Below are 26,946 nucleotides of genomic sequence, written 5' to 3'. Positions count from 1 at the left end.
TTGCGCGTTTATCACCATTTCCCCCGTTCGAGCCTAGCCCTAAATCAACATCAGCGCACCATTCCTGAACCTGAACGGACATTCCGATGAACATCCTGCATATCGACAGCGCCATCACGGGCGACGCCTCGGTCTCGCGCAAGCTGACGGCCGACATCGTCGCCAAGCTGACCGCATCCAACCCGGACGCGACGGTGACCCATCGCGACCTGAACGACGGCGTTCCGGCCATCGACAGCGCCTGGTTCGAAGCCGTCCGCATGGCCCCCGAAAGCCCGACGCCCGAGCAACAGCGCCTGATCGCGATCTCGGACGCCTACCTGGCCGAGGTCCAGGCCGCCGACGTTCTGGTGATCGGGCTGCCGGTCTATAACTTCAACCTGCCCGCGCAGTTGAAGAACTGGCTGGACCAGATCGCGCGCGCCGGAAAATCCTTCCGCTATACCGCCGAAGGCCCCGAAGGCCTGCTGACGGGCAAGCGCGCCATCATCGCCTATAGCGCGGCGGGCACGCCCATGGGGTCGGACCTGGACCATGCCTCGGGCTATATCCGCTTCATGCTGGGCTTCCTGGGCATCACCGACGTGGACTTCGTTGCGGCCGACCGGCTGGCGATGGACCGCGAAGCTGGCCTGGCCCGCGCGCAGGACGCACTGGAAAAGCTGGCGGCCTGAATTTTCCCTTGTAACAAGTATCACGGCCTGCGTTGACTCGCGGGCCGTTTTTTCGTATCAGCCCCCAGATTCCCGGAAGGATTGACCTTCCGGTCCCCGTCTGTCGCGGGGATCGCCCTCCGTCAGCGCGTTGCGCCCACGGGGGCAAACCTGTTTTGGACCGAAGGAGGCCCGGCGATGTTCGAGAACCTTTCCGACCGTTTGGGCGGCGTCTTCGACCGGCTGACCAAGCAGGGGGCGCTGACGGAAGACGACGTCACCGCCGCCATGCGCGAAGTCCGCGTGGCCCTGCTGGAAGCCGACGTCTCGCTGCCGGTGGCGCGCAACTTCGTCAAGGCGGTCACGCAGAAGGCCACCGGGTCCGCCGTCACCAAGTCGATCACGCCAGGCCAGCAGGTCGTCAAGATCGTCCATGACGAACTGATCAAGGTTTTGCAGGGCGAGGATGCGCCCGACGCCCTGCGTATCGACAACCCGCCCGCGCCGATCCTGATGGTCGGGTTGCAGGGTTCGGGCAAGACCACCACCACGGCCAAGCTGGCCCTGCGCCTGAAGGAACGCGAAAAGAAGCGCGTGCTGATGGCGTCGCTGGACACCAACCGTCCCGCCGCGATGGAGCAACTGGCAATCCTGGGCAGCCAGATCGGCGTCGATACCCTGCCCATCGTGCCGGGCCAGACTGCCCCGCAGATCGCCAGCCGCGCAAAACAGCAGGCCGCGCTTGGCGGCTATGACGTGGTGATGCTGGACACCGCCGGCCGCCTCCATATCGACCAGACGCTGATGGACGAGGTTCAGGCCGTCCGCGACATCGCCCAGCCGCGCGAAACGCTGCTGGTCGTCGATGGGTTGACCGGCCAGGACGCGGTGAACGTCGCGACAGAATTCGACCAGAAGGTCGGCGTATCCGGCGTCGTGCTGACCCGGATGGACGGCGACGGGCGCGGCGGTGCCGCGCTGTCGATGCGCGCCATTACCGGCAAGCCGATCCGCTTCGTGGGCCTGGGCGAAAAGATGGACGCCCTGGAAACCTTCGACGCGCAGCGCGTCGCGGGCCGGATCCTCGGCATGGGCGACATCGTGGCCCTGGTGGAAAAGGCCCAGCAGGTGCTGGAGGTCGAGCAGGCCGAGCGCATGATGAAGCGCTTCCAGAAGGGTCTGTTCAACATGAACGACCTGAAAGGCCAGCTTGAACAGATGCAGAAGATGGGCGGGATGCAGTCCATCATGGGCATGATGCCCGGCATGGCCAAGATGGCCAAGCAGGCCGAGGCCGCGGGCATGGACGACAAGGCCATCGCCCGGCAGATCGCGCTCATCAATTCGATGACGAAGAAGGAACGCGCCAATCCCGACATGCTGCAGGCCAGCCGCAAGAAGCGGATCGCGGCCGGTGCGGGGATGGAGGTGTCGGAACTCAACAAGCTTCTGAAGATGCAGAAGCAGATGGCCGACACGATGAAGAAGCTGGGCAAGATGGGCAAGGGCGGGATGCTGAAGCAGGCCATGCGTGCCATGACCGGCAAGGGCGGCGGCCTGCCCGACCTGGAAAACTTCGATCCGGCGAAAATGGCCGAGGCGCAGAAGATGCTGCAGGATCCGCGCGGCCTTGGCGGCCAACTGGGCAAGGCAGGCCTTCCCGGCGGGCTGTCCGGCATGTTCGGGAAGAAGTGATGGACGACCATACCGATCCCGCCGCCCGCGCCGCGGCCCTGTTGCGCGACCACCGCGCCAGCATCGACCGGCTGGACGCAATCCTGGTCTATACGCTGGCCGAACGCTTCAAGCACACCCAATCCGTCGGCCGCCTCAAGGCCGAACACGATCTTCCGCCGTCCGATCCAGCGCGTGAAGCGCAGCAGATCGAACGGCTGGAACGCCTCGCGCGCGAGGCCGACCTCGACCCGGAATTCGCGCGCAAATTCCTCAACTTCGTGATCGCCGAAGTGATCCGGCATCACGAAACCTTTCAATCCTGACGGCGGGATCCCCGCCAAACCCGCCATTACTTACAAGGAGAAACCCAATGGCAACGAAAATCCGTCTGGCCCGTGGCGGCAGCAAGAAGCGCCCGCATTACGCCATCGTCGTGTCCGATTCGCGCATGCCGCGCGACGGCCGCTTCCTGGAAAAGCTGGGCACCTACAACCCGCTGCTGGCCAAGGACAGCGAAGACCGCATCAAGCTGGACGTGGATCGCGCCAAGCATTGGCTGGACCACGGCGCCCAGCCGACCGACCGCGTGGCCCGCTTCCTGGAAGCCGCCGGCGTGCGTGAGAAATCGACCCGCGCCAACCTGAAAAAGGGCGAGCCCGGCAAGAAAGCCACCGCCCGCGCCGCCGAAAAGGCCGCGAAAGCCGCCGCTCCGGCCGAAGCCGAGTGATCCGATCGGGCGGGGGCAAACCCCGCCCTTTCCCGGTGAAAGGGGCCGTATGTCACAAGACCGCATCTGCGTGGGCGCGATTGCCGGGGCCTTTGGGGTCCAGGGCGAAGTGCGGCTGAAAAGCTTCTGCGCCGAACCTTCGGACATTGCGAAATACACCCCCCTGACGACCGAGGATGGCAAGCGCAGCTTCACCATCCGGCTGACGCGCCCCGTCACCGGCGGCCTTGGCGCGCGCCTGTCGGGCGTCGCCACGCGCGAGGATGCCGAGGCGCTGAAGGGCGTCACACTCTGGGCGCCGCGAGCCGCCCTGCCCTCGCTGCCCGACGACGAATTCTATCACGCCGACCTGATCGGGCTGGAGGTCGTCGATACCGGCGGCGCCGTTCTGGGCCGGGTGCGCGCGATCTTCGACCATGGCGCGGGCGACATCCTGGAAGTTGTGGGCGGCAAGGACGTGCTGCTGCTGCCCTTCACCCGCGCTGTGGTGCCGACCGTGGACCTGACGGCGCGCCGCATCGTGGCCGATCCCCCCGCCAGCGATGAGTGACGCCCCGAAATCCCACGGCCGCCTGTCCGTCACCCCCAGCCTGCGCCCGCGCGAGTTGATGGCGGAACCGCAGGTGCAGGGTGCCTGGACCGCCAGCATCGTCACCCTGTTCCCCGAGGCCTTTCCCGGCATCCTGGGCCTGTCGCTGACCGGCAAGGCGCTGGCCCAGGGATTGTGGAACCTGCGCACCATTCCCCTGCGGGACTTCGGCACCGGCCGTCACCGCAATGTCGATGACACGCCGGCGGGCGGTGGCGCGGGCATGGTGATCCGCGCCGACGTGATGGACGCCGCCCTGCGCGAGGCCCGCCAGGGCCCGCCGCGCCCGGTGATCTACATGTCGCCGCGCGGCAAGTCGCTGACCCAGGCCCGCGCCCGCGACCTGGCCCAGGGCAACGGTGTCACGCTGATCTGCGGCCGGTTCGAGGGCGTGGACCAGCGCGTTCTTGACGCCCACGGCATCGAGGAAATCAGCATCGGCGACTATGTCCTGACCGGAGGAGAGATCGCCGCTCAGGTCTTGATCGACGCGACGGTCCGGCTTATACCGCGCGTGCTGGGGAATCACGACTCTCTGGCCGAGGAATCCTTTTCCATCGGCAACAGGGGGCTGCTCGAGGCCCCCCAGTTCACGAAGCCCGCCCAATGGGAAGGCCGCGAGATACCCGAGGTTCTGCTGTCGGGCAATCACGCGGCCATTCATCGTTGGAGGGCCGGTGAAGCCGAAAGGCTGACAAAGGAACGCCGCCCCGACCTGTGGCGGGCATACGAGGAAACCCGTATGGACCCGGCAAAGGACCGACAGCTCTCGGGCGCATCAGACCAATCGCGGGGCTACCGCGAGCATGACAAGGAACCCAGGCGATGAACCTGATCGCAGAACTCGAAGCCGAGCAGATCGCACAGCTCGGCAAGACCATCCCGGATTTCAAGGCCGGCGACACCGTGCGCGTCGGCTACAAGGTGACGGAAGGCACGCGTTCGCGCGTCCAGATGTATGAAGGCGTCTGCATTTCCCGCAAGGGCGGCAGCACCATCAGCGCCAGCTTCACCGTGCGCAAGATCAGCTTCGGCGAAGGCGTGGAACGCGTGTTCCCGCTGTATTCGACCAACGTCGACTCGATCGAAGTCGTGCGCCGCGGCAAGGTCCGCCGCGCCAAGCTGTACTACCTGCGCGACCGTCGCGGCAAATCGGCCCGGATCGTCGAGAAAACCAACTATCGTCCGCTGTCCGACGCGAAAGCCTGAGGATCCTTCCGATGAAAAAAGACATCCACCCCGACTACCACACCATCGAGATCAAGATGACCGATGGCACCACCTACCAGACGCGCTCGACCTGGGGCGCGGAAGGCCAGACCATGACGCTGGACATCGACCCCACCGTGCACCCGGCCTGGACCGGCGGTTCGGCCAAGCTGATGGACACCGGCGGCCGCGTGTCGAAGTTCAAGTCGAAATACGCAGGCCTGGGCTTCTGATCGCCCTGCTCTACGAAATTGCAAAACGCCGCCCCGACCGGGCGGCGTTTTCATTTTGTGCCTCGCGGTCATCTTCTGTGTGAAAATATCCCGCAGGGGGTCCGGGGGACGCGAAGTCCCCCGGCGCTCGCGGGACGCAGTCACGCCGCCTCGACGCTGGGCTCCACCAGCGCCACGATGTCCATCATGATCGTGTTCAACTGGAAGTCCTTGGGCGTATAGACCCGCGCCACGCCCATGGCCCGCAGGCGTGCCGCATCCTCGTCGGGGATGATCCCGCCGACGATCACCGGAACATGGACCATCCCCGCCGCGCGGATGCGGGCCATCACGTCCTCGATCAGCGGCAGGTGGCTGCCGGACAGGATCGACAGGCCAATGACATGGGCGTCTTCCTCGGCCGCGCAGGCCACGATCTGCTCGGGCGTCAGGCGGATGCCTTCATAGGTGATGTCCATGCCGCAGTCGCGGGCGCGAAAGGCGATCTGCTCGGCGCCGTTGGAATGGCCGTCAAGGCCCGGCTTGCCCACCACGAATTTCAGCCGCCGCCCCAGGCGCGCGCTGACGGCATCCACGGCATCGCGGATCTCCTCCAGCCCCTCGGTGCGGTTGGACGGGCTTGATGACACGCCGGTCGGGCCGCGATATTCGCCATGGACCTGCCGCATGATGCCCGCCCATTCGCCTGTCGTGGCCCCTGCCTTGGCCGCGGCGATGGACCAGGGCATCACGTTCTCGCCCCGCCTTGCCGCGTCGCGCAACGCGCCCAGCGCAAGCTGCACCGCGCCTTCGTCCCGCGCCCGCCGCCAGGCCTGCAACCGCGCGATCTGATCCTGTTCCACCGCCGGATCGACCACCATGATCCCGCCATCGCCCGCCGTCAGGGGCGAGTCCTCTCCCCCCTGCCAGCGGTTGACCCCCACAACGACGGTTTCGTTCGTCTCGATCCGACCCAGACGTTCGGCATTCGATTCGACCAGCCGCGCCTTCATGTAGTCGATGGCCGCGATCGCCCCGCCCATGTCGTCCAGCAGGCGCAATTCGTCCCTTGCGCCCGCCTTCAACTCCTCGACCTTGGCGGCGATGACCGGGTTGCCGTCGAACAGGTCGCCATATTCCAGCAGGTCGGTTTCATAGGCCAGGATCTGCTGCATCCGCAGCGACCATTGCTGGTCCCAGGGACGGGGCAGGCCCAGCGCCTCGTTCCAGGCTGGAAGCTGGACGGCCCGCGCCCGCGCGTTCTTCGACAGCGTGACGGCCAGCATCTCCAGCAGGATGCGATACACGTTGTTTTCCGGCTGCTGTTCCGTCAGCCCAAGGCTGTTGACCTGCACGCCATAGCGGAAGCGGCGGTATTTTTCTTCGGCGATGCCATAGCGGTCGCGCGTGATCTCGTCCCACAATTCCGTAAACGCCCGCATCTTGCACATCTCGGTGACGAAGCGGATGCCCGCATTCACGAAGAAGCTGATGCGGCCCACCATCTCGGGGAAGCTCTCGGCCGGAACCTTGCCCTTCAGGTCGTCCAGCACGGCAATGGCGGTCGCCAGGGCATAGGCCAGTTCCTGCTGCGGCGTCGCGCCGGCTTCCTGCAGGTGATAGGAACAGACGTTCATCGGGTTCCACTTGGGCAGGTGTTCCCGCGTATAGGCGGCCACGTCCGTGATCATCGCCAGGGACGGCTTGGGCGGGCAGATATAGGTGCCGCGCGACAGGTATTCCTTGATCAGGTCGTTCTGGACGGTGCCCTGCAAGGCCGCGATATCCGCGCCCTGCTCCTCGGCCACCGCGATATACAGCGACAGCAGCCAGGGGGCGGTGGCGTTGATCGTCATCGAGGTGTTCATCTGCTCCAGCGGGATGCCCTCGAACAGCGCCCGCATGTCGCCCAGATGGCAGATCGGCACGCCGACCTTGCCCACCTCGCCCCGCGCCAGCACATGGTCGCTGTCATAACCGGTCTGCGTCGGCAGGTCGAAGGCCACCGATAGGCCGGTCTGCCCCTTGGCCAGGTTGGTGCGGTAAAGCGCATTCGACTTGGCGGCCGTGGAATGGCCCGCATAGGTGCGGAACAGCCAGGGTTTGTCCTTCTGGGCCATGCTTCGCCTCGCAACAATATTTCTGCTGAACAACCGTTACCGAAACAAATATGCGCCGTCAATTCGCCGCATCGCGGCAAAAAATGCAACTTTAGGACATTTTATTACGTTGTCGGCATGTCAGTTGTTGCAATCTTGCGCGACGATCCGTTAGCACTGGCGACAGAAGGCGGCGATTCTGCGCCGCAGCAGATGACAGGAGACATTGATGGCCCTCGACTCCCCCTCTTCGATCGCGCCTTACGATGCGCCCGTGAAGGATCTGTATGACATCGGCGAGATGCCGCCCCTGGGCCATGTGCCCGCCAAAATGCACGCCTGGGCGATCCGGCGCGAACGCCAGGGCGAGCCCGACCAGGCCATGCAGCTTGAGGTCGTGGACACGCCCAGCATCGACAGCAACGAGGTGCTGGTCCTGGTGATGGCGGCGGGCGTCAACTACAACGGCATCTGGGCGGGCCTGGGCGTGCCGATCAGCATGTTCGACGTCCACAAGCAGCCCTATCACATCGCGGGGTCCGATGCCTCGGGGATCGTCTGGGCGGTGGGCGACAAGGTCCGCCGCTGGAAGGTCGGCGACGAGGTCGTGATCCACTGCAACCAGGACGACGGCGACGACGAGGAATGCAACGGCGGCGACCCGATGTATTCGCCCACCCAGCGCATCTGGGGATACGAGACGCCGGACGGCAGCTTCGCCCAGTTCACCCGCGTCCAGTCCCAGCAGCTGATGCCCCGCCCCAAGCACCTGACATGGGAGGAATCGGCCTGCTATACCCTGACGCTGGCCACCGCCTACCGGATGCTGTTCGGGCACGAGCCGCATGAACTCAAGCCGGGCATGAACGTGCTGGTCTGGGGCGCGTCGGGGGGACTTGGATCCTATGCGATCCAGTTGATCAACGCGGCGGGCGGCAATGCCATCGGCGTCATCAGCGAAGAAGACAAGCGCGACTTCGTGATGGGCCTGGGTGCCAAGGGCGTCATCAACCGCAAGGAATTCAACTGCTGGGGCCAGTTGCCCACCGTGAACACGCCGGAATACAAGGAGTGGTTCAACGAGGTCCGCAAGTTCGGCAAGGCCATCTGGGACATCACCGGCAAGGGCAACAACGTCGATATCGTCTTCGAACATCCGGGCGAGGCGACCTTCCCCGTCAGCACCTTCGTCTGCAAGAAGGGCGGCATGGTGGTGATCTGCGCGGGCACCACGGGCTTCAACTGCACCTTCGACGTGCGTTACCTGTGGATGCACCAGAAGCGCATCCAGGGATCGCACTTCGCCCACCTCAAGCAGGCGTCGGCGGCCAACAAGCTGATGCTGGAACGCCGCCTGGACCCCTGCATGTCCGAGGTCTTTCCCTGGGCCGAAATCCCGCAGGCCCACATGAAGATGTACAAGAACCAGCACAAGCCGGGCAACATGTCCGTGCTGGTCCAGGCGCCCACCACCGGCCTTCGCACCTTCGAGGATGCGCTGGAAGTCCGGCGCAGCCTCTAGCCTGACCGTGAAGGACGGGACGGGGCCGCGATCCATGCGGCCCCTTTTCCATTGGCGCTTCCCTCGGCCGTCAGATTTCGGCCTTGCGCCGATCGACGGTGCGGCACTGCCATTCCTGAACGGTTTCCCTGGGATGGCTTTCGATCCATTGGGCCATGACCTGCTGACCGTGGACCATGCAGGCCATCAGGTTCGTCTCGACAAAGATCAGGCTGCGGTTCTGGCACCGCGCAGGGTCTTCCGACAGGCAGCTTACAAAGAACAACTCGATCATTACATCACCATTCCATTTCCCGATGCGCGTTTCGGGCCATAAGAATGGGACATGATTCTCATCCAGGCGTGATTGCGCCGTGAAAGAAGAACATCGTTCTGAAACTTCTTGGTATTCGCCGGGGAATGAGCCGAATCGCCGTCCGGCTTCCCGATTCCCGATCAGATCGCCGTATCCGTTTCGTCGGCCTGGCTGCATTTCCAGGATTTCACCTGATCGTTCGGATGGGCCTGAACCCAGCGCGCCAGTTCATTCTGGCTTTGCAGCATGCAGGTCTGGAGGCCGTTTCTTTCCTCGAACAGCAGGCGGTGTTCGGTGCAGCGCTGCGGTTCGTTGATCAGGCAGGTGACAAAGAACAGTTCGATCATCGCGCGTTCCCCTTGATGATCCCCTATACACGCCGCCCGAGCCGGAAAAGTTGCGCCCGGCAGGCAAGATTGCGCATCAAGCACGCAATTTGCCCAAATCTTTCGCGGAATCCCATTCAACTTGCCGAAGATGACGGCTAACAGGCTTTCGGCAAGAAAAAGGGAAGACCAATGGTCCAGATCGACGACAAGCTGACCCCCATCTATGACGAGGTCGTCCGACGCAACGCCGGCGAGGCCGAGTTTCACCAGGCCGTGCGAGAGGTGCTGGAAAGCCTGGGCCGGGTGGTGGCAAAGCATCCCCAATACCTCGACCGCGCGCTGATCGAGCGGATCTGCGAACCAGAACGGCAGATCATCTTTCGCGTGCCCTGGACCGACGACCAGAACCGCGTGCAGATCAACCGGGGCTTCCGCGTCCAGTTCAATTCGGCCATGGGGCCCTACAAGGGCGGGTTGCGCTTCCACCCGTCGGTGAATGTCGGGATCATCAAGTTCCTGGGCTTCGAGCAGACCTTCAAGAACGCCCTGACCGGCCTTCCCATCGGCGGCGGCAAGGGCGGGTCGGACTTCGACCCCAAGGGCCGGTCCGATGCCGAAGTGATGCGCTTCTGCCAGTCCTTCATGACCGAGCTTTACCGCCATCTGGGCGAATACACCGACGTCCCGGCCGGAGACATCGGCGTCGGCGCGCGCGAGATCGGCTATATGTTCGGCCAGTACAAGCGCCTGACCAACCGTTACGAGGCGGGCGTGCTGACCGGCAAGGGCCTGTTCTATGGCGGCTCGCTGGCCCGCAAGGAAGCCACCGGCTATGGCAACACCTATTTCACCCGCGCCATGCTGCAGACCAAGGGCGAGGATTTCGACGGCAAGACCGTGGTCGTGTCCGGTTCGGGCAACGTCGCCATCTACACGATCGAGAAGGTGCAGTCCTATGGCGGCAAGGTCATCGCCTGTTCGGACAGCAGCGGCTATGTCGTGGATGAAGGCGGCATCGACCTGGCGCTGTTGAAGGAAATCAAGGAGGTTCGGCGCGGCCGCATGTCCGATTACCTGCGCCTGAAGGGGGCGGGCAACGGCGTCTATTTCGTCAAGTCGGGCGATGGGGTGATCTGGGACGTGCCCTGCCAGGTCGCCATGCCTTCGGCCACGCAGAACGAACTGACCGGCAAGGATGCCAAGAAGCTGATCCGCAACGGCGTCATGGCGGTCGGCGAAGGCGCCAACATGCCTTCGACCCCCGAGGCGATCCGCGCCTTCCACGATGCAGGCGTCGCCTTCGGCCCCGGCAAGGCCGCCAATGCGGGGGGCGTCGCCACCTCGGCGCTTGAGATGCAGCAGAACGCCTCGCGCGACCGCTGGAGCTTCGAGAAGACCGAGGCCAAGCTGGCCGAGATCATGCGCGACATCCATGACGCCTGCTACAGCACGGCCGAGGAATACGGCGCGCCGGGCGACTATGTGATCGGGGCCAACATCGCGGGCTTCGTGCGCGTGGCCGAACCGATGCTGGCCTTTGGCGTGATCTGATCCTGACGCTGCGGGGCCGCCGACAAGGCGGCTTCGCTTTTCGGGCGGGGCGGGATAAGACGCCGGTCATGAACGCCCCCGCCCCCACCCTGTCCCCCGACCAGGCCGACGCCTGGGATGCCCTGACCGAGGCCTTCGGCGCATCGGGCATCGACCTGATCGCCGAGGAACTGCAGCCCCCACAGCCCGGCAAGGGTCGCGTGATGGCGGTCATCGGCAAGGCCGGGTCCGGCAAGACGCTGCTTCTGTCGCAGATCACCAAGGCCCTGCGCGACGCGGGGGTCGAGGTCGTCAGCGGCGATTACGAGGGCCGCCGCCGCAAGGACCGGCGCAGCGTGGCGATCCTGGCGCCGACGAACAAGGCGGCCTTCGTCTTGCGGATGCGCGGCGTGCCTGCGACGACGATCCACCGCATCCTTTACACCCCTGTCTATGACCCGGAGTACGAAAAGCTGGCCGAATGGCTGACCGGCACCGGCGACCGCCCCGCCGTCGAGGGGATGACCGACGCCGCGCTTGACCGGGCCAAGGCCTTCTATGACCAGCACACCTCCATTCCCGGCGCCCTTGCGGCGGCGGGCCTGCGGGGGTCGGATTTCATCCGCGGCTGGAAACGGCGCGAGGATGCCCTGGATGTCGGCCTGATCGACGAGGCGTCGATGCTGGACGAAAAGCAGTTCGAGGATCTGCGAGAGATCTTCCCCCTGCTGGTGCTGTTCGGCGATCCCGCGCAGTTGGCACCCGTGGGCCAGTCAGGCGAGATGGTGTTCGAGAAGCTGGCCCCGTCCCAGCGCCTGATCCTGAACCGCATCCATCGCCAGGCCGACGACAGCCCGATCCTGGATCTGGCCCATGCGCTTGCCGATGACGGCCTGACCTTCGAAAGCTTCGAAAGCATGATCCGCGCGGCCGCCCGCAAGGACGACCGGGTGGTCTGGGCGGAACGGGTGGAAAGCGACCTGATGGCCCGCAGCCCGGTGCTGGTCTGGCGGAACGCCACGCGGATCCGGCTGATCCATGCCTTCCGGGCGGCCTATGGCGCGCCGGGCGATGCGCTGTTGCCGGGCGAGCCGCTGATCTGCGACGGGATCGAACTGCCGGTGAAGCACCGCAAGAAGCGCATCGACCTGGAAGCGCGGGGGCTGATCAAGGGGGCGCAGGTCGTCTATCTGGGGCCGGGCCGCAAGCCCGGCTTCTCGCGCCTGCATGTGATCGGGGCCGAGGATCCGCGCCTGTCGGCCGCCAGCATCGTCAAGATCGAACTGCCGGACGAGGAAGAACCCTTCATCCCCTATGCCGCCCGCATGGGCGCGACCTTCCTGCATGGCGCGGCGGTGACGATCCACAAGTCGCAGGGCAGCCAGTGGCCCGACGTGCAGGTCTTCGGTCCCGACATCAGCGCCGCCGCCTGGTCGAACCGGACCGAGGCCGGGATCCCCCTGTGGAAGCGGCTGGCCTATGTCGCGATCACGCGGGCGCAGGAACGGCTGCTCTGGGTGACGAAGGCCCGGCTGGCCCGTCCGACCGCGCCATTGAACACCCAGGACCTGGACGCGCCGGTCGCCGATCTTGCCTTGGCGTCCGAGGAAGACTGAAGCGCCGGGGGTTTCACACCCCCGGACCCCCGTGGGATATTGAGGCCAGAATGAACCTCAGCGCGCGGCCTTGCGATGATCCAGGCGTTCGATGGCCAGGCGCAGCGCCTCGATCAGGGCCTCCTTGGGTATGCCGGTTTCCTGCGACAGCCGCATGATGCCGAAATGCACGCGGGCCAGTTCCTGGTAATACCGGGTGAAGGTATAGTTGATCGACGCGCCCACCACGGCCCCGAAGATCGGCGCGGCCTGGGCTGCCAGCTTCTGGCCCATGGACACCGACAGGCGCGGCGCGACCTTGCTGATAAGCCCCTGCACCGTCTGACCCGTGACCGACATGCGCGCGGCCAGCAAGCCCAGGTCGGTCGAATCATCCTCGGCCATCGGACCTGCGGCGGCGAAGATGCGCAGGCATTCCATCCGCACCTCGTCGCTGTCGGGATCGAGCCCGTGTTCCACCGCGATGTCCAGCATCGCCCGCAGCAGCAGCGTGATCGTGAAGGGCAGTTCGACCATGGCGCCCGCGAAGCCGCCCACGCCCCCCGCCGCGCCGCTGACGGTTGATGCCATGCGGTTGAACCAATCCCCCCGGTCGCGCACCATCCGGCGCGAGGTCGTGGCCGCCGTGAAGGCCCGGTTCAGGGCGGCGCGGGTGATCCGGTCCATGCGGCTGCGCACGAAGCCGGGCAGTTTCTCGATCAACCCCTCGGCGCTGTTGCCGACGACGGTCATCAGTTCCATTCCCAGACCGCCCGCATCCAGGTATCGCCGCGCCAGGCGGTCCACCTGGGCGTGGACGGACGGGTCATTGATCGGCGGAAGCACCAGTTGCGGATTTGTCGCCATCGCTATCCTCTCGAAGAACCTGCGGGTCCGGGGTCTGGACCGTGACGCAGGCCGAATCGTTGTCGGGGCTGCCCGTGTATTGCGCCAGCATCTCCATCACGCCCGGCGAGGTTTCACGCATGACCGGCCCCGCGACCCCAACCCAGGCGCCGGGCGAGAGTTCCAGCCCCAGCACGCGGTCGGGGTTGGTCGGCGGCGGCATTTCCACGTCATCCAGCCGCGAAAAGCCGAAGCGGCTGTAATAGGGCGCATCGCCCACCAGCAGGACCCTGCCCCACCCCAGGTGACGCGCCCGCCTCAGGCTGTCGCGCATCAGCATGCCGCCAAGCCCTTCGCCCTGGGCGGTGGGGTGAACCGCGATCGGTCCCAGCAGCAGCACCGGCTTGCGCGCGACGCGAACCGGCCAGAAGCGGATCGCAGCCTGCAGGATACCGTCGGCGCGCAGCACAAGGCACAGGTCGGCGACCTTGGGCACGCCGTCGCGCAGGCGGTATGACGACAGGGCGGTGCGGCCCGGCGCGAAGCACAGGTCGTAAAGGGCCTCGACCTCGGCTTCGTCGGCGGCGGTTTCGGGGCAGATTTCGTACATCGCGCCTCCTGTCGGGTCTGGGGGTGCCTTAGCACGGGCTTGCAGGTGATGAAACATCCGGGCCATTGCGGCGGGGCGCGGCAGATGGCAGGTTGTCGGCGCAGAAATCACAGGAGGCCCGCGATGTTCTACCGCCCCGAAAACGGCCACGGGCTGCCCCATAACCCCTTCAACGCCCTGATCGCCCCCCGTCCCATCGGCTGGATTTCCACGCGGGGATCCCAAGGCGACAACCTGGCGCCCTATTCCTTCTTCAACGCGGTGGCCTATGTCCCGCCCCAGGTGATGTTCGCGTCCACCAGCGCCAAGCCGGATCGCAAGGGCACCAAGGACAGCGTGGCGCAGATCATCGAAACCGGCGTCTTCTGCGTCAACATCGCCACCGGCGACCTGCGCGACCAGGTGAACGCGTCCTCGGCCCCACTGGCCGCAGGGATCAGCGAATTCGACGCGGCGGGGATCGCGGCCGCGGAATGCGAGACCATCGCATGCCCGCGCGTCGCGGGCGCCGCCGCCGCGCTGGAATGCCGCATGACCCGCGTGGTGCCACTGGCGGGCGAGGCGAATTACGTCGTCTTCGGCGTGGTCACGGGCGTGCATATCCGCGACGATTGCGTGGTGAACGGCCGTTTCGACCCGCGTCCTGCGGGCGGCTGGATTGCGCGGCTGGGATACAGGGATTACGCAGCCGTCACCGACCTGTTCGAAATGGAACGCCCTGCATGAGCCTGAACGTCAAGGACTATATCCGCACCATCGTGGACTTTCCCCATGAAGGGATCATGTTCCGCGACGTGACCACGCTGTTTGCCGATGCGCGCGGCTTTCGCATCGCGGTCGATCAGTTGCTGGCCCCCTATGCGGGCGCGCGGATCGACAAGGTCGTGGGACTGGAGGCGCGCGGCTTCATTCTGGGCGGCGCGGTGGCGCACCAGTTGTCCACGGGCTTCGTGCCGATCCGCAAGAAGGGCAAGCTGCCGGGCACCGTGATCTCCCAAGCCTATCAGCTGGAATATGGCGAGGCTGTGGTCGAGGTCCATGACGACGCCCTGCAACCGGGCGAACGCGTTCTGATCGTGGACGACCTTCTGGCCACCGGCGGCACGGCGGCGGCGGGGATTTCGCTGTGCGAAAGGCTGGGCGCCAAGGTCGTGGGCTGCGCCTTCGTGATCGACCTGCCGGATCTGGGCGGGCGCAAGCTGCTGGAAGGTCTGGGGCACGAGGTTCATGCCCTGACAGCCTTCGAGGGCGATTGACCCGTAGGGTGCGTGATTTCACGCACCTTGCCTGCGACGGTTCGTGCAAGCACGCACCCTACGCCAGGATCACCCCCGGATTCATGATCCCCGCAGGATCCAGCGCGTCCTTGATCGCGCGCATCGCCCCAAGGCGCGCGGGATCGCCCCATTCGGCCAGTTCCGCGGCCTTCAGCCGTCCCACCCCGTGTTCGGCGGAAAAGGATCCCCCGCGCGCCACCACCATCTGGTGAACCGCGCGCGACAGGGACCGGCGGATGTCGTCATAGGCGTCGCGGGTCTTTCCCTGAACCGGGAACAGGTTGAAATGCAGGTTGCCGTCGCCCAGGTGGCCGAAGCAGTTGATGCGCAGATCCGCCATCTCCGCCAGCATGGCGCTGGCGTCGCGAATGAAGCGGGCGATTTCCGACAAGGGCAGGCTGATGTCGTGGCTGGCGATGGCGCCGACATGGCGGTTCGCCTCGGGGATGGTTTCGCGGATCGCCCAAAGATCGGCGGTCTGCTGGCCGGACTGGGCGATCACGCCGTCGCTGACCAAGCCGGCCTCGGCCGCGTCGGTGAACAGCCCTTCAAGCGCCTCGTCGGCCGACAGGCCGGCAGGCAGGCCCACCTCGATCAGGACCAGCCAGTCGGGGCGGTCCGCGAAAGGCTGGCGCAGGTCGGGAACGGCCGCGTCCAGAAAGCGCAACCCTTGGCCCGAGATCAGCTCGAACGCGGTCACGCCCCCGGCCATGCGGGCTTGGGCCAGCGACAGCAGCGTCAAGGCGGCCTCGGGCGATTCCACGACAAGCATGGCAACGCCGACCTCGGCCGGCACGGGGGCCAGCACCAGGGATGCGGCGGTGATGATGCCCAGCGTCCCTTCCGCGCCGATCAGCAGGTCGCGGATGTCGTATCCGGTGTTGTCCTTGCGCAACCGCTTGAGGTCATGCATGACCTGGCCCTGCGGCAAGACCGCCTCGACCCCTAGGCACAGGGCGCGGGCATTGCCGTATCGCAGCACGTTCACGCCGCCCGCATTGGTGCCCAGCATCCCGCCGATCTGCGCGGTGCCTTGAGACGCCAGCGCCAGGGGGAACTGCCGCTCGACGCGGGCTGCAGCCTCGCGGACCTGTTGCAGGGTGGCGCCCGCCTCGGCCACGATGACGCCCTCCTCGGGATAGGTCGCGCGGATGACGTTCATGCGTTCCAGCGACAGCAGCAAGGGCACGGCGCCTTCGACCATCACCTGCCCGCCCACAAGGCCGGTGCCGCCGCCGCGCGGAACGATGGGCACGCGCGCATCGGCGCAGGCGCGGACGATGGCCGCGACCTCATCCACCGTGCGGGGGGCGGCGATCAGCCCGGCCCGCCCGCGATAGCGGCCGCGCGGTTCCTCCAGATAGGCGGGCGCGGTTTCCCTCAGCACGCCCTGGGGAAGCAATCGCCCAAGCGCGTCGGTGGCGTCGTTCAGCATGATCTTGTCCTATCGGGCGTCGGTCCGGCCCCGCCGGTCGCTGCGCAGGTTGGCGTAAAGCACATGATTCCGCCACCGCCCGTCGATCTGCAGATAGCTTTGCGCGACGCCTTCATACTTGAAGCCCGACTTTTCCAGAACCCCGCGCGAGGCGGCGTTCTCCGGCAGGCAGGCGGCCTCGACCCGGCTCAGGTCCATGGCGGTGAAAGCATGATGCACCAAGAGGCCGATCGCCTCGCGCATATAGCCCTGGCGGGCGAAGGGCTGACCGATCCAATAGCCGATGGTGCCCGATTGCGCCGGGCCGCGGCGGATGTTGTCCAGCGTGATCGCCCCCAGCAACACGCCGTCCCGGCGGACCAGGAACAAGGGCAGCGCCGTGCCCCCGCGCGCGGCCCGCGCCGCCCAATAGACGCGGTTCACAAAGCTTTTGCGCGACAGGTGGTCGGGCGACCAGACGGGCTCCCAAGGCGTCAGGAAATCCCGGCTGGACTGCCGCAGGGATGTCCAGGCGTGGAAATCCCCATGGGCAGGCAGGCGCAGCACGATCCGCTCGGTTTCCAACCTGACGGGCCGCGGTCGCAGGAACATCAGGCGGCAAGCCTTTCGGCCAGGGTTTCCAGGTCGGGGGCGGCCTTGACGGGGCCATAGAGCGCCAGGGCCGGACGGGCTTGGCCGATCAGGCCTTCGGCATGGGCGCGAACCTCGGCCACTGTCACTGCCGCAATGCGGTCGGCGACCTCGGCCGCGTCGGGCACCCGGCCCCAGATCGCCAGGGTCCGCGCCATGCGCTCGGCCTGGGCCGAGGGGCTTTCCAGCGACATCAGCAGGCTGGCGCGCAACTGCGCCTTGGCGCGGGCGACCTCGGCCTCGGACATGTCGGCGGCGGCGCGCTTCATCTCGTCGATGGTCAGGGTGGACAGGTCGGCCAGATCCTCGGCCCCCGTGCCGGCATAGATGGTCAGCATCCCGGTGTCGTCGTGAAAGCCCGACTGCGCGAAGATCGTATAGCACAGGCCCCGTTCCTCGCGGATCTTCTGGAACAGGCGCGAGGACATGCCGCCCCCTAGCGCCGAGGAGAAGATCTGCGCGGCATAGAAATCGGGCGCAAGATAGCCCGGCCCTTCCAGGGCCAGGGCGAAATGCGCCTGTTCCAGCTTCTTGACCTTGCGCGTTTCCAGTCCCTGCCAGCGTGCGGCCTCTCGGGGCGCCTGGGTGACCGGGGCAAGATGCCCGAAGGCGCGTTCGGCCAGCCGCACGATGCGGTCGTGATCGACCGCGCCGGCGGCCGCCACGATCATCTGGCCGGGGCCATAGTTTTCCGCGACAAAGCCCGCCAGGTCGGCGCGGCCGAAGCTGCTGACCCGTTCGGCCGGGCCAAGGATGGTGCGGCCCATCGGCTGGTTGGGATAGGCGGCCTCTTGCAGCCAGTCGAAGATGATGTCGTCGGGCGTGTCCATCGACTGCCCGATTTCCTGCAGGATCACGCCGCGCTCGACCTCGATCTCGCGCTCGTCGAAGATCGGGTTCAGCACGATGTCGGACATGACGTCGAAGGCCAGGTCCACATCGTCTTCCAGCACCCGGACGTAATAGGCCGTCGCATCGCGCGAGGTATAGGCGTTGATATAGCCGCCCACATCCTCGATCGCCTCGGCGATCTGCAGGGCGGTGCGGGTCGCCGTGCCCTTGAAGGCCATGTGTTCCAGGAAATGCGCGATCCCGTTCTGTTCGGGCCGTTCGTTGCGCCCGCCCGCATTGACCCAGACGCCAAGCGCCGTGGAATGCAGCCCCGGCATCAGGCGCGTGGCGATGCGCAAGCCGTTGGAAAGGGTCGTTACCTGCAGATGGGCGTCTTTGTTCACTGGGTTCTCCGGTCAAGGATCAGCGATTTAAGCGCCTCGACGTCGTTTTCAACCCGCGTCACACGCTCGGGCAGGTCGAACAGGGTCGCCATATGCGGCGGCAGCGGGGGGCGCAGGCCGATGGCCTGTTCCACCGCGTCGGGGAACTTGGCGGGATGGGCAGTAGCCAGCGTCACCATCGGCACGCCGGGTTCGATGTGCTGGCGCGCCACCGCCACGCCCACGGCGCTGTGGGGGCACAGGACCTCGCCCGTTTCGGCGCGGATGGTGCGGATCATGGCGATGGTCTCGTCCTCGGACACGCGGCCCGACAGGTATTGTTCGCGCAGGGCCTGCAAGGCGCCCTGGCTGATGGTGAAGCCGCCCGCCTTCAATTCGTCCATCAGTTGCGAAATCGCCGCCGCGTCGCCGCCATAGGCCAGATAAAGCGCGCGTTCGAAGTTCGAGCTGACCTGGATGTCCATCGACGGGCTGATCGAAGGCTCGACCGTGCCGACGCGGTATTCGCCCGTGGTCAGCGCGCGGTGCAGGATGTCGTTCTGGTTCGTCGCCACGATCAGGCGGCGGATCGGCAGGCCCATGGCCCGTGCGACCGACCCCGCGAAGATGTCGCCGAAATTGCCGGTGGGAACGGTAAAGTCCGTCTCGCGCATCCCCAGGCTGGCGGTTGCGGTAAAGTAATAGACGATCTGCGCCACCACGCGCGCCCAGTTGATGCTGTTGACGCCCGCCAAGCCCACGTTGTCGCGGAAGGCATGGTCGTTGAACAGATCCTTCAGCCGCGCCTGGCAGTCGTCGAAATGGCCGGTCACGGCAAGCGCATGGACATTGGCGGCGTCGGGCGTGGTCATCTGGCGGCGCTGCACCTCGCTGACGCGGCCATGGGGGAACATGATGAAGACATCGACATTGTCGATGCCCTTGAAGGCCTCGATGGCCGCCGATCCGGTATCGCCCGAGGTCGCGCCGACGATGGTGATCCGCTGGCCCGACCGCTTCAACGCAATCTCGAACAGTTGCGCGATCAACTGCATGGCGAAGTCCTTGAAGGCCAGGGTCGGGCCGTGGAACAGTTCCAGCAGGTGATGGCCGGGGGCCAACTGGCGCAGGGGGGCCTTGGCGGTGTGTTCGATGCGCCCATAGGCGCGGTCGATGGCGCCGCGCAGTTCCGCGTCGGTGAAGCTGTCGCCGGTAAAGGGACGGATGACGCGGAAGGCCACTTCCTCATAGGGCAACCCGTCCAGGTCGTTCAGGCCGCCAAAGGCCGGAATCGTCTCGGGCAGGTACAGCCCGCCGTCGCGGGCCAGTCCCGACAGCATGGCCCCTTCGAAGTTCAGCACCGGGGCCTGACCCCGCGTCGAGACGTAGCGCATCCGTATTCCCTCAGTATTTCCGCTGCCTGATACGCCAGATCAGGCCGACTGTCATCCCTGCCCAGGTCGCCGCGATCAGGAACCACTGGACGGCATAGGACAGGTGGTTGTTGGGGATCCCCTCGACCGCGACGGGGATCGGTTCGACCCCTTGGGCGTCGCCTTCGACGAAGCTTGCGACGACCAGCACGGGTTCCGTATCCAGCACCTCGGCCATGGCGGGCACGTCGCGGGCGAACCAGATGTTTTCCTCCAGGTTCGGATCAGGGGTGGCGTCGCCCTTTTCGTCCGGCCAATGCAGGTTGCCGCGCACGGAAAGTCGGGTCGGGGGGCGTTCGACATGGCGCAGTTCCTGCGGGACAAAGCCGCGGTCCAGCATGATCGCCCGCCCGTCATCGGTGATGAAGCGCGACACGACCTGGTATCCGCCGCCCTGTTCGCGGGTGTGGGACAGCACGTCGATCTCGGCCCCGGTGGTGCCGCTGACGGTGACCGGCAGGTATTTCATCGACGGGTCGATCACCTCCGGCAGGGGCACGGGATCGGCGTCGATCCCGGCCTCGATGTTGGCGATCACGCCTTCCTTCCACTCCATCCGGCGCAACTGCCACAGGCCAAGCTGGATCAGGATCGCGCAGCCGACGATGCCGAGGATCAGGGGAAACAGGATGCGGCGCATGAAGGGAAAGCCATCAAAGAAAAACGCGCGGGGTCGGCCCCGCGCGTCGCGTTTCGGAAAGGGCGGGGATCAGCTGCCCCAGATATAGATCACGGCGAACAGGAACAGCCAGACCACGTCGACGAAGTGCCAATACCAGGCAGCAGCCTCGAACCCGATGTGCTTTTCCTGGTCCATCTGGCCGTTCAGCATCCGGAACAGGCAGACCGCCAGGAAGATCGTGCCGATGATGACGTGGAAGCCGTGGAAGCCGGTCGCCAGATAGAAGGCGCTGGCATAGGACGTGTCGGCCAGGCCGAAGGCCGCATGGCTGTATTCATAGCCCTGCAGGAACGTGAAGATCACGCCCAGGACCACCGCGACGATCAAGCCGTTGATGGTCGTCTTGCGGTCGTTGTCGTGGACAAGCGCGTGGTGCGCCCAGGTCACGGCCACGCCTGACAACAGCAGGATCAGCGTGTTGATGAAGGGCAGATGCCAGGGATCGAAGGTCACGATGCCTTCGGGCGGCCAGACGCCGTCCTTGATCGGGCTTTCCGGCCCCATCGGATACATCGCGTTCTTGATGAAGTTCCAGAACCACGCGACGAAGAACATCAATTCCGAGATGATGAACAGGATGAAGCCGTATTGCAGGCCGATCCGCACCACGGGGGTATGATCCCCGGCCTGGCTTTCGCGGATCACGTCGGCCCACCAGCTGTACATCACATACAGCACGCCGACGAGGCCGATCAGGAACAGCCAGGGACCGTTGACGGGAATTCCCAGCAGGCTGACTTCGTCCGCATGCATCCAGCCCACCGCGCCATAAAGCATCAGGAAGGCCGAGATGGCAGCGACGAAGGGCCAGATCGACGGCGGAAGGATATGGTAATCGTGGTTCTTTGCGTGCGCCATGAGCTGTCCCCGTCGGCTCCTCAAGTATTCAATTGACGTTATCGGCCGGCTCGGCGTCAAGCGCCGCCTGCTTCGGCTCGGTCCGGTGGAAGGTATAGGACAGGGTGATGTCCCTGATCCAGCTTGCATCGCGGTCCTTGAGAAGGTCCGGGTCCACATAGAAGCTGACCGGCATCTCGATCCGTTCGCCCGGCTGCAAGGTCTGCTCGGTGAAGCAGAAGCACTCGATCTTGCTGAAGTAATAGCCCGACACTTCCGGCGCGACGTTGTAGCTGGCGGTGCCGGTGATCGGCACGTCGGAATTGTTGATCGCCTCGTAGAAGGCAAGGCCGTTCTCGCCCAGCTTGATCTCCATGCTGGTCTGCATGGGCCGGAAGGTCCATTCCATGTTCTTGTCGACATTGGCGTCGAAGCGGACGCGCACGACCTCGTCCAGCACCTGGTCGGGGGCCGCGACCGCGACCTGCGTGGTGCCGCCAAAGCCGGTGACGCGGCAGAACCAGTCATAGAAGGGAACGGCGGCCCAGGCCAGGGCGCCCATGGTGATGACGACGCCCACCAGCCAGGTGACGGTCTTCTTTTCAGGGGACATGCGGCTCATGGGCGGGGCTCCTCGACCGGCAGTTCTGACACGCGAGGCTGGTGATCGAAAGCCTCCATCATGTCGCCCTGCTGCACCTTGACCACGGTCAGTCCGAAGACCAGGGCGACAAAGGCCACCAGCACCAGCCCCAGTCCGACATTGCGGGACCGGCGGCGCTTGTGGATCTCATGTTCTGCGCTCAGCGGCATTACCAGCCCCCCACCCAGTTCTGCACCAGAAGGGCCGTGAAATGCAGGAACAGGTAATAAAGCGACAGCTTGAAGACCCGCTTTTCTACAGCATAGCCATCGGCGACGGCCGTTTCCTCGGATCGGCGCAGGATCTGCCAGCCGCCATGGATGAACAGCGCGTTCAGCACGACCGAGGCCGCCAGATAGACCGGCCCGCCGACCTGGGTCAGCCCCAGCCAGATCGCAAAGGGCGCCAGCACCAGCGTATAGGCGAAGATGTGGCGCCGCGTGGCCGGGCGACCATGGGTCACCGTCAGCATCGGTACCTTGGCCTCGTGATAGTCGGACTTCATGAACAGCGCGAGCGCCCAGAAATGCGGCGGCGTCCAGAAGAAGACCAGCGCGAACATCAGAAGCGATTCGATGCTGATCCCGCCCGTGGCGCAGGCCCAGCCGATCATCGGCGGGAATGCCCCCGCCGCGCCACCGATCACGATGTTCTGCGGCGTCCAGCGCTTCAGCCAGATCGTATAGACCACGGCATAGAAGAAGATCGTGAAGGCCAGAAAGCCCGCCGCGAACCAGTTCGCCGCCAGCCCCAGCATCATCACCGCAAAGCCCGCAAGGATCAGGCCCAGCGACAGCGCCGCGCCCCCGTCGATCCGGCCTGCCGGGATGGGGCGGCTCTGGGTGCGCCGCATCACCGCGTCGATGTCGGCGTCATACCACATGTTCAGCGCGCCCGATGCGCCGCCGCCAAGCGCGATGAACAGGACCGAGCAGAAGGCGATGAAGGGATGCACATCCACCGGCGCGACCCACAGGCCGACAAAGGCCGTGAAGACGACCAGCGACATCACCCGCGGCTTCAGCAGCGCGACGAAATCGCGGAACTCGGCCTCGGGGGCGCCTTCATAGGTGTTGATGTCGGTCATGTCGTCTTCGGTCTGGCTTCTGTCGCTGGTTGGGCCGACGCTCAGTCGGCCTTGGCCACCTGAACATCGGCAGCGGTGGTTTCCACGGCTGCGGTTGCAGGCGCGCCTTCCAGCGTGCCGCCTTGTTCGGCGACCCACTGGGCATAGACTTCGGGGCTGACCGCCTTCACGACGATCGGCATATAGGCATGGTTGATGCCGCACAGTTCATAGCAGTTACCGAAATAGACGCCTTCCTGTTCGACATTGAACCAAGCCTGCGCAATGCGGCCCGGAACGGCGTCCTGCTTGACGGCGAAGGCGGGGACCGACCAGGAATGGATCACGTCATTGGCCGTCACCTGCAGCAGCACGGTCTGGCCCACGGGCACGACCACGGCGGTGTCGGTGGCCAGCAGGTATTCATCCTCGGAATAGCCGTAGTCCGCCAGCTCTTCCTTGGTCAGCATGATCGAATCGAAGCTGACACCGTTTTCGGGATATTCATAGGACCAGTACCACTGGTTCCCGGTTGCCTTGATCACGACATCCGGGTCGGCCGGCATTTCCTGGCTGCGGAACAGCGCGGGCAACGAAAACGCGCCGATCATCACCAGGATCAGCACGGGAACCAGCGTCCAGGCGATTTCCAGCGGCGTGTTGTGCGTGAACTTGGCCGGGACCGGGTTCGACCGCTTGTTATAGCGCAGGATCACGACCAGCAGCAGCGTGCAGACCAGGACCGTGATCACGGTGATGATGATCAGCACGAAGTGGTCCAGCCATTGCTGATCGCGGGCCAGTTCGGTCGCCGCCGGCTGGAAGTTCACGCCGCGCGGCTCGGGCTTGCCGATCACGGGCAGTTCACCCAACACGTCCTGCGCAAAGGCCGACCCGGCTACCATTCCCGCCGTCGCAAGCCCGGAAGCTGCCGCGACTGTCCGGCGAATCATCGCTATTGCCATCATCCCATCCCGTTATCCTGGCGCGGCCGCGCGACCGCAGGTCGCCCAAAGGCGGCCCTTTTCCTTTAACAATCCCCGTTCTATGACCATATCTCGACCCCACGGGCAAGTGATACATAAGCCTGCCTGCGCAAATTACCGGCATTGGGCCGCCAGAAGGATGAACCCCGTCATGAGCCGAACCCCCTTCGACCCCTTCGCGACCCACCTGGACCGCGACCGCGCCCTGGCGATCCTGCGCGAGGCCACGGCCGGGGCCGAGGATGGCGAACTGTTCCTTGAACATACGGTGTCGGAATCGCTGGTCTTCGACGACGGGCGGCTGCGCAATTCGGGCTATACCGCCGAACAGGGCTTCGGATTGCGCGCCGTGCGCGGCGAGGTGACGGGCTATGCCCACTCGACCGAGATTTCCGAACCCGCCCTGCGCCGCGCGGCGGAAACCGCGCGCCTGGCAGTGGGCCAGGGCGGCGGCGTGATGGCGCCTGCCGCGCCCATGCAGGTCCAGCCGCTTTACATGGCCGCCGACCCGGCCGAGGGGATTCCTTTCGCCCAACGCATTGAGCTTTTGCGCCAAATTGATGATTACGCCCGTTCCCGCGATCCTCGCGTGGTGCAGGTGACCGTTTCCCTGGCCTCGTCCCTGCAGCAGGTGGCGATCCTGCGGCCCGAAGGGGGATTGGTGACCGATATCCGCCCCATGGCGCGGCTGAATGTCAGCGTGATCGTGGAAAACAACGACCGGCGCGAATCCGGCGGCCATGGCGGCGGCGGGCGGATCCCGCTGGCAGGGCTGATGGACCCCGCCCATTGGCAACCCGCCGTGGACGAGGCGCTGCGCATCGCCCTGGTCAACCTGCGTTCGGTCCCCGCGCCTGCCGGGGTGATGGATGTCGTGCTTGGCCCCGGCTGGCCCGGCATCCTTCTGCACGAGGCCGTGGGCCACGGGCTGGAAGGCGATTTCAACCGCAAGAAGGCCTCGGCCTTTGCGGGACTGATGGGACAACGTGTCGCAGCCCCCGGTGTGACGGTGGTGGACGACGGCACCATCCCCGAGCGCCGCGGCAGCATCGGCGTCGATGACGAAGGGATGCCCCCTGCCCGCAACGTGCTGATCGAGGACGGGATCCTGGTGGGCTACATGCAGGACCGCCAGAACGCCCGGCTGATGGGGGTGGAGCCCACCGGCAACGGCCGGCGGCAAAGCTTCTCGCACGCGCCGATGCCCCGGATGACCAACACCTATATGCCCGGCGGCGAGGCGGATCCGGCCGCGATCCTGGCGGAACTGCGCGACGGCATCTATGCGGTGGGCTTCGGCGGCGGCCAGGTGGACATCACCAACGGCAAGTTCGTGTTTTCCTGCACCGAGGCTTACCGCGTCAGGGACGGCGTGGTGGGCGACCCGATCCGGGGCGCCACGCTGATCGGCGATGGGGCGACCGCGCTGCAGCAGGTGCGCGGCATCGGCAACGACATGGCCTTGGATCCGGGCATCGGCAATTGCGGCAAGCAGGGCCAATGGGTGCCGGTGGGCGTGGGCCAGCCGACGCTGCTGATCGGCGGGCTGACGGTGGGCGGGTCGGCGGCCTAGGGGACGCTAACCAGTTGTTAACCGCTGCGGCGTAATGCTGATTCCCGGACAAGGGCCGGAGGCAGCATGGATACCGGACATCTTCCTTTTGATACGCGCGGCGCGCAGGACGACGACCTGTCGGTGCTGCGCCTGATCCGGTCCCGCCGGGTGGGTCCGGCGACCTATCACCGGCTGGTGGCCGAACACGGCAGCGCTCGGGCGGCGCTGGATGCCCTGCCCGAGATCGCGGCGGCGGCGGGCATCGCCGGGTACGAAATCTGCCCCGAAGGCGTTGCGGCTGCCGAACTGGCTGCGGGCCGCAAATGCGGTGCCCGGCTGGTTCGCTGCGATTCGCCCCTTTATCCTTCCGCGCTGCGCGAGATTGATGGCGCACCGCCTGTCCTGTGGCTTCGCGGCGATCCCTCCTGGCTGTCCAGAAAGCCGGTGGCCGTGATCGGGGCGCGCAACGCGTCTTCGCTGGGCCTGCGCATGGCGCGCGGCATGGCGGCGGGCTTGGGCGAAGCGGGGCATACCGTCGTCGCGGGCCTGGCGCGGGGCATCGACACCGCCGCCCACAACGCAGCCCTTCCCACAGGCACCATCGCGGTGATGGCGGGTGGCGTCGATGTGATCTATCCGGCGGAAAACGTCATCCTGGCCGCGCAGATCGCCGAAAAAGGCGCGCTTGTCTCTGAACAGCCGCCCGGCACCGAACCGCAGGCGCGCCATTTCCCGACCCGCAACCGCATCGTGTCGGGCCTGTCGCTGGCCGTGGTGGTGATCGAGGCCGCGCATCGGTCCGGCACGCTGATCACGGCCAAGAACGCGCTGGATCAGGGACGAGAGGTGATGGCGGTGCCCGGCCATCCGATGGATGCCCGCGCGGGCGGCTGCAACCAGTTGATCCGCGACGGCGCCCTGCTGGTGCGCAATTCGGCCGATGTCTGCGCGGCGCTTGGCCAGGAACCAGAGCTTGCCGGAATGGCCGAGGCACCTGCTATCCCCGCCTCGCGTCCCGAACCCGCCGATCCGGCGCAGATCGAGGCGCGGATCCTGTCCCGCCTGGGCCCCTCGCCCTCGGATGAAAACGACGTGATCCGCGACCTGGGCCTGCCGGCCGCAACGGCAAGCGCGGCGATCCTGTCGCTGGAATTGCAGGGCCGGCTGCTGCGGGTGCCGGGCGGGCGGCTGGCACTTGGCTGACGGGCGCACACGCGGCGGATGATTTCGGCAGGTTGACACTGGCAGGCCCCCGACCCATGTTCCCGGCCCATCGCAAGGTCCCCTGAGGTAAG

Annotated in this window: 29 protein-coding genes and 1 pseudogene; 15 read left to right on the top strand and 15 right to left on the bottom strand. The window is 65.9% G+C overall.

The window, feature by feature from the left end; translation table 11 throughout:
• The first annotated feature begins 86 nt into the window (after nucleotides 1-86).
• The 8 genes from IEX25_RS02955 (at nucleotide 87) to rpmE (ending at nucleotide 5,088) form a co-directional block, all read left to right on the top strand.
• The gene (locus IEX25_RS02955; protein WP_103172292.1) at nucleotides 87-674 is read left to right on the top strand and encodes an FMN-dependent NADH-azoreductase; all 588 of its coding nucleotides are present in this window, start codon (nucleotides 87-89) and stop codon (nucleotides 672-674) included.
• 177 nt (nucleotides 675-851) lie between these two features.
• On the top strand, nucleotides 852-2,348 hold the full coding sequence (gene ffh, locus IEX25_RS02950; RefSeq protein WP_188713941.1) for a signal recognition particle protein: 1,497 nt from the start codon (nucleotides 852-854) through the stop codon (nucleotides 2,346-2,348).
• Nucleotides 2,348-2,653, top strand: a complete 306-nt coding sequence (locus tag IEX25_RS02945; RefSeq protein WP_103172290.1) for a chorismate mutase — start codon at nucleotides 2,348-2,350, stop codon at nucleotides 2,651-2,653. Before ffh ends, IEX25_RS02945 begins: the two co-directional genes overlap by 1 nt.
• Before the next feature lie 47 nt (nucleotides 2,654-2,700).
• The gene (gene rpsP, locus IEX25_RS02940) at nucleotides 2,701-3,057 is read left to right on the top strand and encodes a 30S ribosomal protein S16 (RefSeq protein ID WP_103172289.1); all 357 of its coding nucleotides are present in this window, start codon (nucleotides 2,701-2,703) and stop codon (nucleotides 3,055-3,057) included.
• 49 nt (nucleotides 3,058-3,106) lie between these two features.
• Nucleotides 3,107-3,607 carry a ribosome maturation factor RimM gene (rimM, locus tag IEX25_RS02935; RefSeq protein ID WP_103172288.1) on the top strand — a complete coding sequence of 167 codons (501 nt, stop codon included), beginning with the start codon at nucleotides 3,107-3,109 and terminating at the stop codon, nucleotides 3,605-3,607.
• Entirely contained in the window at nucleotides 3,600-4,475 is an 876-nt protein-coding gene (trmD, locus tag IEX25_RS02930; protein WP_188713940.1) for a tRNA (guanosine(37)-N1)-methyltransferase TrmD, read from the top strand. Before rimM ends, trmD begins: the two co-directional genes overlap by 8 nt.
• Nucleotides 4,472-4,855 carry a 50S ribosomal protein L19 gene (rplS, locus tag IEX25_RS02925; RefSeq protein WP_103172286.1) on the top strand — a complete coding sequence of 128 codons (384 nt, stop codon included), beginning with the start codon at nucleotides 4,472-4,474 and terminating at the stop codon, nucleotides 4,853-4,855. Before trmD ends, rplS begins: the two co-directional genes overlap by 4 nt.
• Nucleotides 4,856-4,866: 11 nt before the next feature.
• Nucleotides 4,867-5,088 (top strand): 50S ribosomal protein L31, encoded by a 222-nt coding sequence (gene rpmE, locus IEX25_RS02920; RefSeq protein WP_103172285.1) that lies wholly within the window; start codon nucleotides 4,867-4,869, stop codon nucleotides 5,086-5,088.
• A gap of 140 nt (nucleotides 5,089-5,228) precedes the next feature.
• On the opposite strand, the gene IEX25_RS02915 is transcribed toward rpmE, so the two are convergent.
• Nucleotides 5,229-7,187, bottom strand: coding sequence for a protein meaA (locus IEX25_RS02915; protein ID WP_188713939.1), 1,959 nt, complete (start codon nucleotides 7,185-7,187; stop codon nucleotides 5,229-5,231).
• Nucleotides 7,188-7,395: 208 nt separating this feature from the next.
• Here IEX25_RS02915 and ccrA point away from each other — a divergent pair, with 208 nt between their 5' ends.
• Entirely contained in the window at nucleotides 7,396-8,688 is a 1,293-nt protein-coding gene (ccrA, locus tag IEX25_RS02910) for a crotonyl-CoA carboxylase/reductase (RefSeq protein ID WP_103172283.1), read from the top strand.
• A 70-nt stretch (nucleotides 8,689-8,758) separates the two neighbouring features.
• Here the strand turns inward: ccrA and IEX25_RS02905 are convergent, their stop codons facing one another.
• The gene (locus IEX25_RS02905) at nucleotides 8,759-8,962 is read right to left on the bottom strand and encodes a hypothetical protein (protein ID WP_188713938.1); all 204 of its coding nucleotides are present in this window, start codon (nucleotides 8,960-8,962) and stop codon (nucleotides 8,759-8,761) included.
• A gap of 161 nt (nucleotides 8,963-9,123) precedes the next feature.
• A complete protein-coding gene (locus tag IEX25_RS02900) occupies nucleotides 9,124-9,330 on the bottom strand; it encodes a hypothetical protein (RefSeq protein WP_188713937.1) in 207 nt (68 codons plus the stop codon).
• Nucleotides 9,331-9,501: 171 nt separating this feature from the next.
• On the opposite strand from IEX25_RS02900, the gene gdhA reads away from it, so the two are divergent.
• Nucleotides 9,502-10,863, top strand: a complete 1,362-nt coding sequence (gene gdhA / locus IEX25_RS02895; RefSeq protein ID WP_103172280.1) for an NADP-specific glutamate dehydrogenase — start codon at nucleotides 9,502-9,504, stop codon at nucleotides 10,861-10,863.
• A 68-nt stretch (nucleotides 10,864-10,931) separates the two neighbouring features.
• A complete protein-coding gene (locus IEX25_RS02890) occupies nucleotides 10,932-12,458 on the top strand; it encodes an ATP-dependent DNA helicase (RefSeq protein ID WP_188713936.1) in 1,527 nt (508 codons plus the stop codon).
• A gap of 57 nt (nucleotides 12,459-12,515) precedes the next feature.
• Here IEX25_RS02890 and IEX25_RS02885 read toward each other — a convergent pair whose 3' ends face one another.
• Entirely contained in the window at nucleotides 12,516-13,304 is a 789-nt protein-coding gene (locus tag IEX25_RS02885) for an EcsC family protein (RefSeq protein WP_103172278.1), read from the bottom strand.
• A 112-nt stretch (nucleotides 13,305-13,416) separates the two neighbouring features.
• Nucleotides 13,417-13,893, bottom strand: a pseudogene (locus tag IEX25_RS02880) (GNAT family N-acetyltransferase); the annotation flags it as partial.
• 123 nt (nucleotides 13,894-14,016) lie between these two features.
• On the opposite strand from IEX25_RS02880, the gene IEX25_RS02875 reads away from it, so the two are divergent.
• A complete protein-coding gene (locus tag IEX25_RS02875) occupies nucleotides 14,017-14,619 on the top strand; it encodes a flavin reductase family protein (protein ID WP_188713934.1) in 603 nt (200 codons plus the stop codon).
• Nucleotides 14,616-15,149 (top strand): adenine phosphoribosyltransferase, encoded by a 534-nt coding sequence (locus IEX25_RS02870; RefSeq protein WP_188713933.1) that lies wholly within the window; start codon nucleotides 14,616-14,618, stop codon nucleotides 15,147-15,149. Before IEX25_RS02875 ends, IEX25_RS02870 begins: the two co-directional genes overlap by 4 nt.
• A gap of 58 nt (nucleotides 15,150-15,207) precedes the next feature.
• On the opposite strand, the gene IEX25_RS02865 is transcribed toward IEX25_RS02870, so the two are convergent.
• From IEX25_RS02865 to coxB, 10 genes are all read right to left on the bottom strand, one after another.
• Nucleotides 15,208-16,605 (bottom strand): FAD-binding oxidoreductase, encoded by a 1,398-nt coding sequence (locus tag IEX25_RS02865; RefSeq protein WP_188713932.1) that lies wholly within the window; start codon nucleotides 16,603-16,605, stop codon nucleotides 15,208-15,210.
• A gap of 9 nt (nucleotides 16,606-16,614) precedes the next feature.
• The gene (locus IEX25_RS02860) at nucleotides 16,615-17,196 is read right to left on the bottom strand and encodes a GNAT family N-acetyltransferase (protein WP_188713931.1); all 582 of its coding nucleotides are present in this window, start codon (nucleotides 17,194-17,196) and stop codon (nucleotides 16,615-16,617) included.
• Complete coding sequence (locus IEX25_RS02855; RefSeq protein WP_440589939.1) at nucleotides 17,196-18,470, bottom strand: M16 family metallopeptidase; 1,275 nt, start codon at nucleotides 18,468-18,470, stop codon at nucleotides 17,196-17,198. Before IEX25_RS02855 ends, IEX25_RS02860 begins: the two co-directional genes overlap by 1 nt.
• On the bottom strand, nucleotides 18,467-19,843 hold the full coding sequence (thrC, locus tag IEX25_RS02850; protein WP_188713930.1) for a threonine synthase: 1,377 nt from the start codon (nucleotides 19,841-19,843) through the stop codon (nucleotides 18,467-18,469). The genes IEX25_RS02855 and thrC overlap by 4 nt, the downstream gene beginning before the upstream one ends.
• Before the next feature lie 10 nt (nucleotides 19,844-19,853).
• On the bottom strand, nucleotides 19,854-20,522 hold the full coding sequence (locus IEX25_RS02845) for an SURF1 family protein (RefSeq protein ID WP_188713929.1): 669 nt from the start codon (nucleotides 20,520-20,522) through the stop codon (nucleotides 19,854-19,856).
• 69 nt (nucleotides 20,523-20,591) lie between these two features.
• A complete protein-coding gene (locus IEX25_RS02840) occupies nucleotides 20,592-21,422 on the bottom strand; it encodes a cytochrome c oxidase subunit 3 (protein ID WP_103172271.1) in 831 nt (276 codons plus the stop codon).
• A 28-nt stretch (nucleotides 21,423-21,450) separates the two neighbouring features.
• Nucleotides 21,451-22,023 carry a cytochrome c oxidase assembly protein gene (locus IEX25_RS02835; protein WP_188713928.1) on the bottom strand — a complete coding sequence of 191 codons (573 nt, stop codon included), beginning with the start codon at nucleotides 22,021-22,023 and terminating at the stop codon, nucleotides 21,451-21,453.
• Nucleotides 22,020-22,214, bottom strand: a complete 195-nt coding sequence (locus tag IEX25_RS02830; RefSeq protein WP_103172269.1) for a cytochrome c oxidase system small membrane protein — start codon at nucleotides 22,212-22,214, stop codon at nucleotides 22,020-22,022. Before IEX25_RS02830 ends, IEX25_RS02835 begins: the two co-directional genes overlap by 4 nt.
• Nucleotides 22,214-23,131 (bottom strand): heme o synthase, encoded by a 918-nt coding sequence (gene cyoE, locus IEX25_RS02825; protein ID WP_103172268.1) that lies wholly within the window; start codon nucleotides 23,129-23,131, stop codon nucleotides 22,214-22,216. The genes IEX25_RS02830 and cyoE overlap by 1 nt, the downstream gene beginning before the upstream one ends.
• 41 nt (nucleotides 23,132-23,172) lie before the next feature.
• Nucleotides 23,173-24,063, bottom strand: a complete 891-nt coding sequence (coxB, locus tag IEX25_RS02820) for a cytochrome c oxidase subunit II (protein ID WP_229664997.1) — start codon at nucleotides 24,061-24,063, stop codon at nucleotides 23,173-23,175.
• A gap of 184 nt (nucleotides 24,064-24,247) precedes the next feature.
• Here coxB and tldD point away from each other — a divergent pair, with 184 nt between their 5' ends.
• On the top strand, nucleotides 24,248-25,669 hold the full coding sequence (tldD, locus tag IEX25_RS02815) for a metalloprotease TldD (RefSeq protein WP_188713926.1): 1,422 nt from the start codon (nucleotides 24,248-24,250) through the stop codon (nucleotides 25,667-25,669).
• Nucleotides 25,670-25,735: 66 nt separating this feature from the next.
• Nucleotides 25,736-26,854, top strand: a complete 1,119-nt coding sequence (gene dprA, locus IEX25_RS02810; RefSeq protein WP_188713925.1) for a DNA-processing protein DprA — start codon at nucleotides 25,736-25,738, stop codon at nucleotides 26,852-26,854.
• Nucleotides 26,855-26,946 lie beyond the last annotated feature (92 nt).

Origin of the sequence: Paracoccus acridae (assembly GCF_014642735.1) — a bacterium.
Taxonomy (GTDB): domain Bacteria; phylum Pseudomonadota; class Alphaproteobacteria; order Rhodobacterales; family Rhodobacteraceae; genus Paracoccus; species Paracoccus acridae.
This window is presented reverse-complemented; position numbering and strand designations above follow the sequence as displayed.